17 protein-coding genes are annotated in these 14,159 nt (G+C 65.7%); 5 read left to right on the forward strand and 12 right to left on the reverse strand.

The annotated features are described in order from the left end of the window. The first annotated feature begins 223 nt into the window (after positions 1–223). From ACFQS4_RS19115 to ACFQS4_RS19125, 3 genes are all read left to right on the forward strand, one after another. On the forward strand, positions 224–1,204 hold the full coding sequence (locus tag ACFQS4_RS19115) for a transcription initiation factor IIB (RefSeq protein ID WP_500195494.1): 981 nt from the start codon (positions 224–226) through the stop codon (positions 1,202–1,204). A 96-nt stretch (positions 1,205–1,300) separates the two neighbouring features. Beyond that, positions 1,301–2,026, forward strand: coding sequence for a type I 3-dehydroquinate dehydratase (locus ACFQS4_RS19120; RefSeq protein ID WP_500195497.1), 726 nt, complete (start codon positions 1,301–1,303; stop codon positions 2,024–2,026). 137 nt (positions 2,027–2,163) lie between these two features. After that, positions 2,164–2,568 (forward strand): DUF7575 domain-containing protein, encoded by a 405-nt coding sequence (locus tag ACFQS4_RS19125; protein WP_500195499.1) that lies wholly within the window; start codon positions 2,164–2,166, stop codon positions 2,566–2,568. 15 nt (positions 2,569–2,583) lie between these two features. Here ACFQS4_RS19125 and ACFQS4_RS19130 read toward each other — a convergent pair whose 3' ends face one another. Continuing rightward, positions 2,584–3,762 (reverse strand): 3-dehydroquinate synthase II, encoded by a 1,179-nt coding sequence (locus tag ACFQS4_RS19130; RefSeq protein ID WP_500195501.1) that lies wholly within the window; start codon positions 3,760–3,762, stop codon positions 2,584–2,586. Between the two features lie 220 nt (positions 3,763–3,982). On the opposite strand from ACFQS4_RS19130, the gene ACFQS4_RS19135 reads away from it, so the two are divergent. After that, positions 3,983–4,585: a hypothetical protein gene (locus ACFQS4_RS19135; protein WP_500195504.1), complete on the forward strand. Its 603-nt coding sequence runs from the start codon at positions 3,983–3,985 to the stop codon at positions 4,583–4,585. A gap of 12 nt (positions 4,586–4,597) precedes the next feature. Here ACFQS4_RS19135 and ACFQS4_RS19140 read toward each other — a convergent pair whose 3' ends face one another. The 3 genes from ACFQS4_RS19140 to gdhB all read right to left on the reverse strand — a co-directional run bounded on the left by ACFQS4_RS19140 (position 4,598) and on the right by gdhB (position 8,211). Continuing rightward, entirely contained in the window at positions 4,598–5,854 is a 1,257-nt protein-coding gene (locus ACFQS4_RS19140; protein WP_500195506.1) for a Glu/Leu/Phe/Val family dehydrogenase, read from the reverse strand. A 139-nt stretch (positions 5,855–5,993) separates the two neighbouring features. Then, positions 5,994–6,881 carry an HpcH/HpaI aldolase/citrate lyase family protein gene (locus ACFQS4_RS19145; RefSeq protein ID WP_500195508.1) on the reverse strand — a complete coding sequence of 296 codons (888 nt, stop codon included), beginning with the start codon at positions 6,879–6,881 and terminating at the stop codon, positions 5,994–5,996. Positions 6,882–6,924: 43 nt separating this feature from the next. Continuing rightward, complete coding sequence (gene gdhB / locus ACFQS4_RS19150; RefSeq protein WP_500195510.1) at positions 6,925–8,211, reverse strand: glutamate dehydrogenase GdhB; 1,287 nt, start codon at positions 8,209–8,211, stop codon at positions 6,925–6,927. A gap of 234 nt (positions 8,212–8,445) precedes the next feature. Between gdhB and ACFQS4_RS19155 the strand changes: the two genes are divergently transcribed. After that, complete coding sequence (locus ACFQS4_RS19155; RefSeq protein ID WP_500195512.1) at positions 8,446–8,922, forward strand: MaoC family dehydratase; 477 nt, start codon at positions 8,446–8,448, stop codon at positions 8,920–8,922. Between the two features lie 101 nt (positions 8,923–9,023). Here ACFQS4_RS19155 and gvpM read toward each other — a convergent pair whose 3' ends face one another. From gvpM to ACFQS4_RS19195, 8 genes are read right to left on the reverse strand one after another with little or no spacing between them, the layout of a single operon-like run. Further along, positions 9,024–9,416, reverse strand: coding sequence for a gas vesicle protein GvpM (gene gvpM, locus ACFQS4_RS19160; protein WP_500195515.1), 393 nt, complete (start codon positions 9,414–9,416; stop codon positions 9,024–9,026). Further along, positions 9,413–10,438 (reverse strand): gas vesicle protein GvpL, encoded by a 1,026-nt coding sequence (gvpL, locus tag ACFQS4_RS19165; protein ID WP_500195517.1) that lies wholly within the window; start codon positions 10,436–10,438, stop codon positions 9,413–9,415. The genes gvpM and gvpL overlap by 4 nt, the downstream gene beginning before the upstream one ends. Beyond that, entirely contained in the window at positions 10,428–10,775 is a 348-nt protein-coding gene (locus ACFQS4_RS19170; RefSeq protein WP_500195519.1) for a gas vesicle protein K, read from the reverse strand. Before ACFQS4_RS19170 ends, gvpL begins: the two co-directional genes overlap by 11 nt. After that, positions 10,772–11,242: a gas vesicle protein GvpJ gene (gene gvpJ / locus ACFQS4_RS19175; RefSeq protein WP_500195521.1), complete on the reverse strand. Its 471-nt coding sequence runs from the start codon at positions 11,240–11,242 to the stop codon at positions 10,772–10,774. Before gvpJ ends, ACFQS4_RS19170 begins: the two co-directional genes overlap by 4 nt. Beyond that, complete coding sequence (locus tag ACFQS4_RS19180; protein ID WP_500195523.1) at positions 11,242–12,228, reverse strand: hypothetical protein; 987 nt, start codon at positions 12,226–12,228, stop codon at positions 11,242–11,244. The genes gvpJ and ACFQS4_RS19180 overlap by 1 nt, the downstream gene beginning before the upstream one ends. Continuing rightward, positions 12,221–13,120: a hypothetical protein gene (locus ACFQS4_RS19185; RefSeq protein WP_500195524.1), complete on the reverse strand. Its 900-nt coding sequence runs from the start codon at positions 13,118–13,120 to the stop codon at positions 12,221–12,223. Before ACFQS4_RS19185 ends, ACFQS4_RS19180 begins: the two co-directional genes overlap by 8 nt. Further along, on the reverse strand, positions 13,113–13,376 hold the full coding sequence (gvpF, locus tag ACFQS4_RS19190) for a gas vesicle protein GvpF (protein ID WP_500196676.1): 264 nt from the start codon (positions 13,374–13,376) through the stop codon (positions 13,113–13,115). Before gvpF ends, ACFQS4_RS19185 begins: the two co-directional genes overlap by 8 nt. After that, the gene (locus ACFQS4_RS19195; protein ID WP_500195526.1) at positions 13,376–14,089 is read right to left on the reverse strand and encodes a GvpL/GvpF family gas vesicle protein; all 714 of its coding nucleotides are present in this window, start codon (positions 14,087–14,089) and stop codon (positions 13,376–13,378) included. The genes gvpF and ACFQS4_RS19195 overlap by 1 nt, the downstream gene beginning before the upstream one ends. Positions 14,090–14,159: the final 70 nt, after the last annotated feature.

Here is a 14,159-nt window from a genome sequence, read left to right on the forward strand (position 1 = left end):
GGTAGCGGCGGGAACTTAAAGGCGTGTCCGAAACCGTGCGAGTGGGCCGCACGCACATATTTTAATGTTTGGATTGATAATGCCATTCCCGACGAATAACCAGGTTTCGCGCACTCTTGGCATATGTTTTCGAAATGTTTATATATAACACCTCTGAACCCAGTAGGTAACGAATCCGTCCGAGCTTTTCCGATTTCGTTCGGCCGGGGAGAGTTATCATCGTATGACCAACGCACGACTATCCGCTAGAGCCCGACGCACTGAAACCGAAACCGAAACCGAATCTGAGGACGTCGCAGACAGCGACCTCGCCTGTCCGGAGTGTACCGGCCAGCTGGTCGTCGACGACGAACACGGCGAGACCATCTGTGAGGACTGTGGCCTCGTCGTCGAGGAAGATTCCGTCGACCGCGGTCCGGAGTGGCGCGCGTTCGACTCCGCCGAGAAGAACAAGAAGTCCCGCGTGGGTGCGCCCACGACGAACACGATGCACGACAAGGGCCTCTCGACCAACATCGACTGGCGAAACAAGGACGCCTACGGCAACTCCCTGGGCAGCCGCCAGCGAGAGAAGATGCAGCGCCTGCGAAAGTGGAACGAGCGCTTCCGCACTCGCGACAGCAAGGAGCGCAACCTCAAGCAGGCCCTCGGCGAGATCGACCGCATGGCCAGCGCACTCGGCCTCCCGAACAACGTTCGCGAGACTGCCAGCGTCATCTACCGGCGAGCGCTCGACGAGGACCTCCTGCCCGGTCGATCCATCGAGGGCGTCTCCACCTCCTGTGTCTACGCCGCCGCGCGCCAGGCCGGCGTCCCGCGCAGCCTCGACGAGATCGCCGACGTCAGCCGCGTCGAGAAGAACGAAATCGCGCGCACCTACCGCTACGTCGTCCGCGAACTCGGCCTCGAGGTTCAGCCGGCCGACCCCGAGAGCTACGTTCCCCGCTTCGCCTCGGGACTCGAACTGTCCGACGAGGCCGAGCACCGCGCCCGCAGCCTCCTGCGAAACGCCAAGGAGAAGGGCGTCCACAGTGGCAAATCGCCGGTCGGCCTCGCGGCCGCCGCGGTGTACGCTGCCGCCCTGTTGACCAACGAGAAGACCACCCAGGCTGCCGTCAGCGACGTCGCCGACATCTCCGAGGTCACGATCCGCAACCGCTACCACGAGCTGCTCGAGGCCGAGGAGACGCTCGGTGTGGCCTGATCGCGGTTCCGGTTCCATTTCTCCCGTCTCGATTACTCGACGCGCGAGCATCGCCGTCGACGCGTCTTTTTTCACCGCTGCCCTCGAGCGACGCACATGGTCACGAACAGGGACGGGGACGGAGGTGGGGACGAGAACGGGAACCTCGCGTTCGAGACGTTCACGCTCGCCGCCTCGACGGCCGATTTGAGCGAGGAGCCGGCGGCTCGAGGCCGTGCGGACTGCCTCGAGTTTCGGATGGACCTCGCCGACGCGCCGCTCGCAGCGCTCGAGTCCTACGACGGCGAGCTACCGATCCTGGCGACGAATCGTGCGGCCTGGGAGGGCGGCGAAGCGGACGACGAGGGGCGACTCGAGGCGCTCGTCGAGGCGACCGCCATCGAGGCCGTCGGGGCGGTCGACGTCGAACTCGAGTCAATACTCGCAGGAGACGCGGACGACTTGCTCGAAGTGGCCCGCGAGCGCGGCGTCGCCGTCGTCGCCTCGACGCACGATTTCGAGGGGACGCCGCCGAGATCCGAGCTGGTACGAACGCTCACCGAAGCGGGGAAGTACGCCGACGTGGCGAAGCTTGCGGTGACGGCGGAGACGAACGCCGACGCGCTGGCGTTGCTCTCGGCGACCGAACAGCTGACGGCGCACGGGGATTCAGTGGCGACGATGGCGATGGGGGAGGTCGGCCGGCACACCCGAGCCGTGGCGCCGGTGTACGGGTCGAAGATTGGGTACGCGCCGGTCGACCCCGAGCAGGCGACCGCACCGGGACAGTACGACCTCGAGACGCTTTCGCGGCTGGTCGCGGCACTCGAGTCGACGGATTGACGCCGCGTTGGCGGCAGTATCGGGTATCGAGCATCGGGTATCAGGTATCGGGTATCGGAAATGGGCCCAGGAATCGCACCGCGGAATCTCGAGCGAAACCGGAATGTTAACGGAGTCGACACCGAACGCACACACGAATGACGCTGGTCCGTGCCCTCGTCGCCGCCGCGTGTTCGCTGCTGTTCCCCGGGGTTGGCCACGCCGTTCTCCGTGAGTGGGTACGTGCGCTCTTCTTCTCGGGATTGTTCGTCACGGCCGTCGCGCTCTCGTTCTCGACGGACCAGCTGACCGCGATGTCGTCGCTCGAGGGGACCTGGACGGTCGTGACCGAGGAGACGAGCGTGGTCGATCGGTTCGTGCTCGCGTCGATTGCCCTCTTCACGGCGACTGACGCGCTCTTTCGTGGGCTCGGTGCAATCGGCCGCGACGACGACGAGGGACCGACCTGTCCCCACTGCGGCCGCCCGCTCGATACGGATCTCGAGTTCTGTCACTGGTGTACGACGCGTCTCGAGCCAGTGGAGCCGGATTCGGCGCCATAGCTCGTGTGGAGCTCGTCACTTCTCGATGATGCTCTCCTCGACGGCCTCCCCGAAGTGGCGCGCGGTGTCCTCGTAGTACAGCAGGAGTTCGTCGCCGGCCGAGAGGTCGGTTACCGCTCGGCGCCCGTCCCTGGTCGCCACCTTGATCGTCTCGGCGTTCTGGAGGAGCGTCTCGATCCGGTCGCCGGAGCCGGTCTCGAGGGCGACGCGGAACATCGGGCGCTTCTCAATCTTTACTCGGCCGACGATTGCCTCGCGGGTATGGCCGTTCGTATCGACGACCTGTACTTCGTCGCCGCTGGTGAGTTCCGAGAGGTACTTCGTGCCGCCATCGGGCGTTCGGACGTAGGCGTGGACGGCGCCCGCGTTGACCCGGAACGGACGAGAGGCGACGTACGGCGACTCGGCGGTCTCGGCGTGGACGAACACGAGGCCGCGAGCCATCGACCCGACGAGCATCCCCTCTTCGTGTTCGAACAGGTTTCCGGTGTCGACGCAGACCCGGTCGGCCGAGCCGACGGGTTCGATCTCGACGACGGTGCCCCACTCGAGGTCGAGCGATTCGCGGTCGGCCTCGTCTCGAACCTCGACGGTCCGGCGGATTTCGTCGGGATCGTCAGAATCGAGCAGGACGGCGTCGGCACCGCGCTCGAGGGTTTCGAACGCGGTTTTGGCCTCCGCGGCGTCCGTGACGCCCGCGACGAGGGTCGTCTCGTCGCCGATCCGGGCGATCAGGTTCTCGAGGGGGATGATCGTCCAGTCGTCGCCGATGACGATGGTGTACTCCGCGGTCTCGGCGGCGGCTTCGGCGAACGACTCGTAGTCCGTCCCGAGGATGCGAACGTAGGCCGCCTGGTCGACGGCGCCGTTTCGACGTAGCGTCGAGAGGTCGGCCGACCCCGAGAAGTCGTTGGGGAGGTCTATCGTGCCGTCGCCCTCGCCGTCCTTGCCGGTGACGTAGGCGTCCGGCCGTTCCTCGCGCTCCTGATTCTCGGCGTCGTCGATCAACGTCACGTCGCCGTCGGTTCGAAAGGCGGCGATCGAGACGTCGCCCAGTTCGCGCACGCGGGCGACGTCGCCCTCGTCGACTAGTACCCAATCGGCGCCGGCCTCGAGGGCGGCGGTGATTCGTCTTCGGCGGGCGTCCCAGTCGCCGACGGTGCCGTCGGCTTTCACCCAGACTGCTCTCGTCATGGCTCCACCCTCGAAGGGAACTGGCTTCAACGTGGCGGATTCGTCAGTGCTCGCCGTCGCTCGCTGTCACGGTCACGGTGATCGATCGCTGCCGGTCGTGCTCGAGATTTGCTATTCGGAGGCTCTGTGTGCCGATGAAGGTAGAGAAAGTATCGATAGTTACGATGGTAACGATACTATCACAGATATCAATAATATACGGTGGAAACGAGATGGAGATATGCTGTGGAATACCGAATCGGTGCCCACGGACGACTCGACCGTCGAACGCATCAGCCGGGTCCTGGGGTGTGCCGGCGTCGCCGACGACGCTCGAGCCCTCGTCGCCCGCGCCGAAGCGGTACTCGGGTGCCAGTACGATCGCGAGGTGTTGACCGTCGCCGCGCTATCACTGCTCACCCGCCGCAGCCGGGGTTCGCGTCCACCCCTCGAGCGGGCGGCCGCCTGCGACGCGCTCGCGATGGACCCCGAAGCGGTCGCCGAGGCCGAAGCCGCCCTCGCGGCGACCCTCCAGTCTCCCGCTGACGAAACCGACATTCGCGCCCTCCGACGGACGGTCATCACCCTCCAGGAACTCCTCGCCGCGATCGAGGCCGGTTGCTCGTGTGCCCCCTATCGGCCAGGCTCGAACCTGGTCGGGCTCGATCCCGCGCTGGCGAGGCTTCTCGAGCAGCCCCTCGACGAACTCGACGCCGACGCCCTCGAACGTCACCTCGAGCGACTCGAGGCGGACCTCGAGATGGCGCGGCTGGGCGTCGAGCTGTACGCGTTGCTCGAGGGTGAGGCGGGATCGGTTGACGACGAGGACGACGAGAACGACTAGCAGAACCGAACGTCAGGGGAAGGTGCCGCCTTCCTCGAACGCGTTGACGACCCGCTGCATAGCGACGACGTAAGCCGCCGTCCGGAAGTTCTCGAGGTCGTTCGCCTCGTAGGCGCTCGTCAACTCGTCGAAGGCGTCGACGATCATCGTCTCGAGTTCGTCGTTGACGCGTTCTTCGGACCAGTAGAACCGCTGGCGGTTCTGCACCCACTCGAAGTACGAGACGGTGACGCCGCCGGCGTTCGCGAGGATGTCGGGGATGACGTAGACGTCGCGCTCGGCCAGCACGTCGTCGGCCCCTGGCGTCAGCGGTCCGTTCGCGGCTTCGACGATCAGGTCGGCCTCGACGTCGCGGGCGAGGTCCTCGTCGATTGCGTTCTCGAGGGCGGCCGGGATCAACACGTCGACCTCGAGCGTGAGCAGATCTTCGTTCGAAAATTCCTCATTGGCGCCCTCGTACCCGTCGACCGTTCCGGTTTCGTTCTTGAACGTCTTGACGGCCGCCGTGTCGAAGCCGTCCTCGGCGTAGATCGCCCCGCTCGAGTCCGAGACGGCGACGACGCTCGCTCCGAGCTCTTCGAGCAGGTTCGCGGCGATCCAGCCGGCGTTGCCGTAGCCCTGTACCGCCACGGTGGCGCCCTCGACGTCCCGACCGAGGTAGTCGTAGGCCTCGCGGGTCGCGAGCATCGTCGAACGTCCCGTCGCCTCGACGCGGCCCTCGCTGCCGCCCGATTCGAGCGCTTTCCCGGTGATCACGCCCGGTTCGGTCGTGTTCTCGAGAGTCTCGTAGGTGTCCTTGATCCAGTTCATCTCGCGCTGGCCGGTGTTCACGTCGGGTGCGGGAATGTCCCGGTCCTCGCCGATGAACGGGCGCAGTTCCGTCGCGAACGCGCGCGTGATCCGCTCGAGTTCGCTCGCCGAGTAGTCGGCGGGGTCGATGACGATGCCTCCCTTCCCGCCACCGTAGGGGATGTTGACGACGGCGCACTTGTAGGCCATCCACCCCGAGAGCGCCTTCACCTCGTCGCGGGTGACACCCGGGTGATAGCGGATGCCGCCCTTGTACGGCCCGCGGTCGCCGTTGAACTGCGACCGGAACGCTTTGAATCGCTCGAGCGTGCCGTCGTCGAGTTCCACAGTGAGGTTCGTCTCGAGCACCCGTTCGGGATGTTTGAGGCGGTCGAGCACGTCGTCACCGATATCGAGGTGGGCCGCGGCGTCGTCGATCTGTGACCGGAGGCTCTCGAATGGATTCGCGGACTCAGTCATACGGTCATATTCTGGTGAAGCCGGTAAAAGCGCGTCGACAAGGGTGAATATTAGGCGAGAAGACTGTGCTCGTCACCGACACCGAATACTCCGTCGACGGAACGGCGCCTGCAGCACTGTACGTGCACCTGAGACGGATTCACTCGCCGCCGTCGGAATCGGCTGCAGCCTCCGCACGCTCGAGGATTCGCTCGGCCTGGGCGATCAGCGGGGCGTCGATCATCTGCCCGTCGACCTCGAAGACCCCTCGACCGTCCGCGTCGGCTTCGCGTTTCCCCTCCAGGACGGCCTCGGCCCACTCGACCTCGGCGGATTCGGGGGTGAACGCCTCGTTGATCGGCCCGACCTGTGCCGGGTGGATCGCCATCTTTCCGTCGTACCCCAGTTGAATGGCGAACTCGGTTTCCTCGACCAGTCCGCGCTCGTCGCCGAAGTCGGTGTAAACGGTATCGATGGCGTCGACGCCGTTCGCCGCTGCGGCGATCACCACACGCTCGCGAGCGTAGAGCACCTCGAGCCCCTCGTCGGTCCGCGTCGCGCCGATGTCCGCCGAGAGGTCCTCGGCGCCGAAGACGAGGGCGTCGGTCGCCGCCGTCGCAGCGACGTCGGGTGCGTTCAGGATGCCGCCAGCAGTTTCGATCAGTGCCAGGATCGGGATAGAGGCGTCGTACGTGTCCAGTACGCCCGCCAGCTGGTCGACGTCCATCGCCGACTCGACTTTCGGCTGCATGAGAGCGTCGAGTCGCAGCTCCGCGTCCGCGTTTGCGCCGTCGTCTCCACCGAGGACGGTCTCGAGGTCGGCTCGCGCCTGATCCGGCGCAGCGTTGACCCGCACGCACACCTCGCAGTCGGGATCGAAGTCCGGATCGGTGAGCACGTCGCGAACGACCCCCCGTGCCTCGGCGGTTCGGGCGGGTGAGACGGCGTCCTCGAGGTCGAAGACGAGGACGTCGGCACCGGCGGTCGGCGCTTTCCGTAGCATCTCGGGTCGATCACCGGGCGTGAACAGGACGCTTCGACGTGTCATATTCGTCGTTTCGGAGAGAAGGAACGTGAATCTGCGGATCCGGTCAGGGCCAGAGGCCGCGAGCGTCGTGGGCCTCGGCGATCCGCTTGAGGGAGACGATGTACGCGGCGTCGCGCCAGGTGACGTCGCGAGCCTCGTACTCCGTTCGCACGGCGTTCCAGGCCTGGAGCATTTCCGTCTCGAGTTCGTCGTGGACGCGCTCGAGCGACCAGGCACGTCGATTCGTATTCTGGAGCCACTCGAAGTACGAGACAGTGACGCCGCCGGCGTTCGCGAGGATGTCGGGGATCACCGGAATCTCGCGTTGCTCGAAGACCGAGTCCGCTCGCGAGGTGGTCGGCCCGTTGGCGCCTTCGACGATCATGTCTGCCTGGACGTCGTTGGCGTTGTCGGCTGTCAGAACGTTGCCGATTGCCGCGGGAATCAGGACATCGACGTCCAGTTCGAGCAGTTCGGCGTTGGTGAGCTGTTCGGGGGCGTTGTATCCCGAGACCATCCCCGGACGAGCGTCGTGGTCCTCGACATCGTTGGTGTCGAGCCCGTTAGGGTCGTAAATCGCCCCGTCGACGTCGCTGACAGCGACAACATTGGCACCGCGATCGTCGAGGTAGCGTGCGGCGGGGGCGCCGACGCTCCCGAAGCCCTGGACGGCGACGGTCGTGTCCGTGATGTCCCAGCCGTAGTGTTCGATGGCCTTCTCGGCGATGATCCCGACGCTCCGTCCGGGCGCTTCCTCGCGTCCTTCGCTGCCGCCCACGGCGGGCGGCTTCCCGGTGACGATTCCGGGCTGCGTTTCGCCTTCTTGCATCGAGTAGGCGTCCATGAACCACGCCATCATCTGTGGGTTCGTGCCCATGTCCGGCGCGGGGATGTCCTTCATCGGTCCGATGACGGGGCGCAGTTCTTCCGCCAGGCGTCGCGTGAGTCGCTCTTCTTCCGTCTCGCTCAGATCCTTGGGATCGACGACGATGCCACCCTTGGCGCCGCCGAAGGGGAGATTCATGACGCCACACTTCCAGGTCATCCACATCGAGAGCGCGACGCACTCCTCCTCGGAGACGTCCGGATGGTACCGGATACCGCCCTTGTAGGGGCCGCGAACGTCGTCGTGGTGGGCCCGGTAGCCAGTGAGGATCTCGGTCGTTCCGCTGTCGCGCTTGAGCGGAATCGCTACCCGGTAGACCGAGTCGGGGTGCCGGAGTCGCTCGATGATGCCGTCGTCGACGTCGAGGTGTGCAGCGGCACGCTCGAGTTGCGCACGAGCGGTTTCGACAGCTGACTCTGCCTCGGTTTTGCGTTCTGGTTCGGACGTGGATTCAGCGGTTACCATGGTATCTCTGGGAACGGACACGGTCCATCACGGACGGTGTCTAGACCAACCCGTCGACGACATCGTCGAGAGTGGACGAGCGCGCCGACGCATTCGTTCGGATTTCCCGAGGCCGACGCTTAATCCTTGCTATTACTCCCCGGATTGGGCAATACTTGCATCCCGGAGTCGGCTGCAATGTCGAGTAAGGATCGATCGGTGTCATTTTAGTCGCTCCCGTCGACGCTCGAGTCGATGACCGGCCTGTACTACGAGGAGTTCGAGGTGGGCGAGACGATCGAACACGAGCGCCGACGGACGATCTCCGAGAGCGACAACCAGCGATTCTGCGACATGACGATGAACCAGCAGCCGTTGCACCTCGACGAGACCTTCGCTGAGGGGACCCAGTTCGGCGAACGGCTGGTCAACGGCATCTACACGATGGCGCTGGCCGTCGGCATCTCGATCCCCGAGACCACGGACGGCACGATCGTCGCGAACCTGAGCTACGACGACGTCGAGCACCCAACGCCGGTGTTTCACGGGGACACGATCCGCGTCCAGTCGACGGTGACCGACAAGCGCGAGACCAGCGACGGCGAGCGTGGCATCGTCACGATGAACGTCGAGGTCTTCAACCAGGACGACGACCTCGTCTGTTCGTTCTCGCGAACCGTCCTTTCGCTCAAGCGCGAGTTCGCGGAGACGGACGCTGATTCGGACGACTGAACTAAAACTGGAGCGGCCGCTCGAGTTCGGTTCGATTCAGTTCGTTAGTCGTGTATCCAATTCACGAGTCGTCCGTCGACCGACGTCGGTCGCTGTCGCGATCACTCCTCGGAGACGGTGGATGGCTGCGGACGTTCACGTTCTCGTTCGTCCTCCGGCGCCGGCGTCCATCGCCGCGGTTCCCCCTGCGGGCGCATCGTGGGATGGTCCTGGAGTTCGCGGGCCTCGTCCGCGTCGACCTCGCGGTCGTCGCCTCCACGCTGATGGCCGTACTGACGGCGCTCGACCGCTCGAGCGCGCCGCGTCGTGTCCCAGTCCTCGAAGAGTCCGTAGTCGGTCATCGTCTCCATGCCGGCGATCGCGGCGGACAGTTTGATGCCCACGAGCGGAATCTCCGCGACGGAGACGATCACGTCGGCGCGCACGATCGCGCCGTCGCGCAGGAGCACGTCGAGGACGTCGACCAGCGCGTCGTCGTCTCGGTCGGGTTTCATCGCTGGCGATCACCCGCTTCGGTGCTCGTTCTCGTCTCCGTGCTCGCACCCCGACTCCCACTCGCGGCAGCGTCCGTCTCCTCCCCGAGCGTAGGCGCGAACGAGTACGGCGGCCACGGCCCGGTGAACCGAACCTCGAGCCCCGGTTTCTCGGCGACGTCGTCGAGTACCGAACCGATCGTCTCCTCCTCGCTCTCCCGGGCGAGGACGGTCAGTCGGCAGAGCCGGGTTCCGTCAGTCGGTTTCCCTGCCCCGCCGGAACCGCTGGAGAGACTCACCGACGGCTGGCGCTCGAGCACCTGCACCTCCCGCGCACACGACTCGAGTGACTGGCGCAGGGACTCCCGAATGGACGCTCGCCGGTCGCGCCGAAGGTCCCTGATCCGCTGATCGAACTGCTTCTCGAGGAGGAACGCCCGTCCCTCCGAGGCCTCCTCCCGCTCTTCGGCCAGTGACGCGAGTTCGTCGTCACGCTCGATCAGCGTCTCTTCGTCCGGCGGATCGGTCTCGACGACCTCGATCCGGTACTCCGCGTGGCCAGCGAGGTCCGCGAGCGCCCCCTCGAGCTGGGTCCGCTGGTCGGCGAGCCACCCCCGGACGGCGTCGTCGTCGCCCCGGACGATGGTATCGAACTGGAACGGCAGCGGCGTCCCGAACCGCTGGCTCGCCCGGTCGATGACCGTCTGGTGGCGGACCAGCCAGCGCTTGACCTGTGCAAGGTCGGCCGAGTCGTACAGCGAGTCACACGCGTGCACGACTGCGGCAAGGGTCGTGTTCCCGTCTCCGTCCCCGTCCTCACTTCCACGATCGAGCGCGACGACCGAGACGGGTTCGTCGTCGATCCCCTCGACGTCCAGGTCGGCCTCGCCGCTCTCGAGCGTGACGACGCAGTAGACGTACCGTCCCTCGTCGAAGTCGGGGGTTGCGTCGGCGTCTGGAACTGGTTCGGCGTCGCGACCTGCCGGGTCGTCGCGGTTCGCTTTCCGTTCCTGGGCAGTGGTTTCCCGCTGTTCACGACCCATCGTCGTCACCCCCAAGGACGGCGTGGCCCGGTTCGACGTTCGTCGGATCGCCCTCGAGTTGCCTGATCGCGTCGCTGACCAGACCGTCGAGGTCGTTCCGGAGGTCGGCGACGCCCTCCTCGATCCCCTCGTCGGCTTTGAGTTGCTCGAGTTCGGCCTCGATGGACGCGAGCTGGCGCCCCAGACGGTCGATTTCTTCGTCGGTGAGATCCGGGGACTCCATCCGCCGGATCGCCTCCCGCTCGAGCGCTTCGACGAGGAGTTCAACGACGGTGATGACGAGAGTCATCAGTCCCTGGCGCGCGTTGCCGTCCTCGCCGACGTCGATCGTGGTCACGTGGTCTCGCCTCCGTCGGTTTCGGCTTCGGCCTCGGCCTTGGCTTCGTCTTCGGTCTCCTCACCGTCGTCAGTGTCTGCCCCACTCGAACCGTCAGTATCGTCGTCCGATTCGTCCTCACTCGAGTCGTCCGCGTCCGAACGCTGCATCTGGTCGTCTTCTCCCGTCACGTTCACGCCGTGGACTGGTGCGACGGGTGGGATCAGGCGCCGATCCTCCTCCGCGAGCTCCGGTTCGCCCGCGGCCTCCGCCACGCGGCGCATGTCCGTCCCCTCGGGGAACTCGAGGCCGTACTTTGCGGCCGTCTCGAAGGAGGCGATGGCGGCGCGAAGCTGGATGCCGAGTAGCTGGGTATCGCCGATGGAGACGGCGATGTCGGCGTTGATCACGATCCCCTTGTCGAGCAGCATCTCGACGACGTCCGCGAGGTCGGCCTGCTGACGGCTTGGCTGGACGGCGTCGACCATCAGCGCTCACCCCGCTGGCGTTCCCGTTCGATCTCGAATCGTCTGCCGTAGATCCGCCGTCGGGCGGGTGCCGTCGACAGCTTGACCTGCTGGGGAACCGTCGAGTAGCGGCTGTCACTCCCGAGGTCCGCCCGGGCAACCGGCATGGTCGACGCCGCGGTCGGGTTCCTGGACGTGGTTCCTCGATCCTGGCGCCGCATCCGTTCCCGGTTGAACTCGTAGAGCTTCTCGAAGTGCTCGTGGGTCTCGAGTAGCGTCCAGCGAACGCCGTCGATGGCCTCCATCGCGGCTCGCTGGATCGAGACCTGCACGTACTCGGGGTCCTCGAGCACGTCGACGTCGAGGGCGTCCATGGTTTCCTCGGCGCTGATGTCGAGTTCGTCCTCGAGGAGGTCGTCGTCATCGTCGTCATCGTCGCCATCGTCGTCCGTTACCGTCGACGCCGCCGCGCCGACGGCCGAATCCTCCTCGCTCACGTCCTCGAGGGTGTCTGTGAGGTCGTCGCCCTCCCTGAGCACGTCGGTCACGTCGGTCGCGCCCCACGCCTCGAGCAGGTTGAGCGCGTCGAGCAAGGCGGTCACGTTGACCGCGTCGGCGATTTCCCCCGACTGCAGCGCATCCGGGATCTCGCCGACGTTGATCGCGTCGAGCAACTCTCCCGGTTCGACGACCTCGGCCAGGTCTTCGAGATCCATCGCCTCGATGAACTCGGCGAGGGCCGTCGTCACGTCCTCGAGCGCGTCGAGGTTCTGCCGCACGTCCTCGAGTGCGTCGTCGTCGAGTTCGCCGAGCGCGTCGACGTCGGCGAGGTGGTCCTCGAGCGCAGTGAGCGCGGCGCTGCCGGTTTCGACGACCGACTCGAGGTCGTCGGCCTCGATGTCGATTTCGTCACCTATTTCGCTCGTTTCACTCGTTTCGTTCGTCTCGCTCGTTTCGTTCGTTTCACTCGTTTCGTTCGTCTCGCTCGTTTCGTTCGTTTCACTCATCGATCTCACCATCCGCGGGCTCAGGGGAATCTACCCGGGTCACCCGCACCGTAAGGATGCCGTTGTTCACCGTCGCGTCGGCCTCCGTCTCCGGCCACGGCAGACTCACGCGCGACAGTTCGTGGTCGTCGTTGTCGGCCAGGACGAGGTCTCCGTCTTCGAACCCGACGCGGACCCGATCTTCCCCGACCGCCGAGACGTCGGCGACGATCTCGAGTTCGGTCCCGTATCGTCGCTTCGCGACGTCGATCGACGGGACCGCGTCGCGCCGAGCGCGTTCGGGCGAGCGCTCGTCGTGCAATCCGTGACGCCGATTTCGACGGCCGTCGTCACCGGCAGGTTCGATCGAGCTGAACGTCAGGTCGACGTCGGTGTCGAACCTGAAACGGCTACCGTCGTCGCGTCGGCTCGAGTCGCCGAAGGGCGCGTTTCCGTACGCGCCGCTGAATCCGGTCCCGCTCTCGGCGCCCGACTCGAGGAGCCGAAAGAGCCGCGACAGGAGCTGTCCGCCCGGCCTGGCCTCGAATCCGGACTCCGACTGGTGCCGACGGGAGGACGGGGGCGACGGACGACGCTCGTCTCCGTGTTCGTGTTCGCGTTCACGTTCGCGTTCGTCGGACCGATCCACTCGCTCGTTCGGTTGGCTGTCGGATTCGCTGGATTCGTCGAATCGCTCCTCCTCCTCGTCCTCACTCGCGTCCATCTCGTCGACCTCGTCGACTTCGTCGTCTCCCGCGGTCGACTCCTGGTCGGACGGCTGGCTCGAGTCGGACACCGAATCGTCGTCGCCGTCGTTCGGTGGCGTCTCGGGTGATTCTTCGGATGGTTCTTCAGACGGTTCCTTGGGCGGGCCGTCGGGTGAATCTGGGGGATCTGGTGGTTCGTCAGTCATTGGTTCGGATCTCCACGCGTCCGCTCGTGAGTTCCTCGTGGACCTCGCGAGCGAGTTCGAGTTCGTCTTCGATCTCGGCTTTGCGCTCCTCGTACTCGGCTTCCGACCGTTCGCCGAGTTCGTAGAGGAGCCGGTTTTCCTTGCGTTCGTCCTCGAGGGCTTCGATGTCGTACAGTTCGTCGATCGCCATCGTGTGCAACGTGTTGACGAGACCGACGAACGGGCGGATGAGCAGGTCGTCGACGATGATCGCCATCATCGCTGGGCCCCGATCTTGACGTCGACGAAACTGTACGGCGCGAACGGCCCCGAGTACCGGATCATCACGTCCTCGAGGTCGGCCTCGAGTTCGCCGACGGCGGTGTCGAACGCCTCGCGCTCCGACCGGTCGACGAGATAGGAGCGGTTGAGTACCAGCCGATCGCTGAACTCACCACTGTCGACGCTGCTCGTGGCGAGTGGCTCGAGTTCGTCGCTCACCCGCTCGACGATCGTCTCGTCGTCGACGGTCGCGTCCTGCTCGCGAACGACCTTCAGGCCGAGTTCGACCCTGTCGTCGATGTCGTGAAGCGTCCGTCTGAACGCGCCACGGCCACCGCGGAGGACGTTCTTCAGCGCGCGCTCGCTCTCGAAGACCATGCCGAATCGCATCGGAACGATCGTCCGACCGCCGTTCTCGGTCAACAGCGCGCGGAGCACCGCGTCGTGGCGTTTCGCGTCCTCGTCGGTCTCCTCGGGATCGGTCACGTCGATCGGCGACGCCAGCGCGGCGAGTCGCCCGTGGGATACCGGGTACAACTCGGTCGCCCCGGCGACGCCCGTCCCCTCCACGGGCAGCGTCTCCTGGTCCGAATCGTCGTCCTCCTCGAACTCCTCGGACTCTTCGACTTCCTCGAGCGAGATCACGTTGGCGTCGCTCGAGGCGACGATCCCGTACACGTAGTGGTAACTCGAGTTCGAGTCAGCCACCGTGCCACCTCGCGGATCGTCGTCGGTCCCGGTGACCGCGACCGATCGCTCGCGGACGGTTCCACCGGCC

It is taken from the genome of Saliphagus sp. GCM10025317, from assembly GCF_042663665.1.
In the GTDB taxonomy this organism is placed as follows: domain Archaea; phylum Halobacteriota; class Halobacteria; order Halobacteriales; family Natrialbaceae; genus Natronosalvus.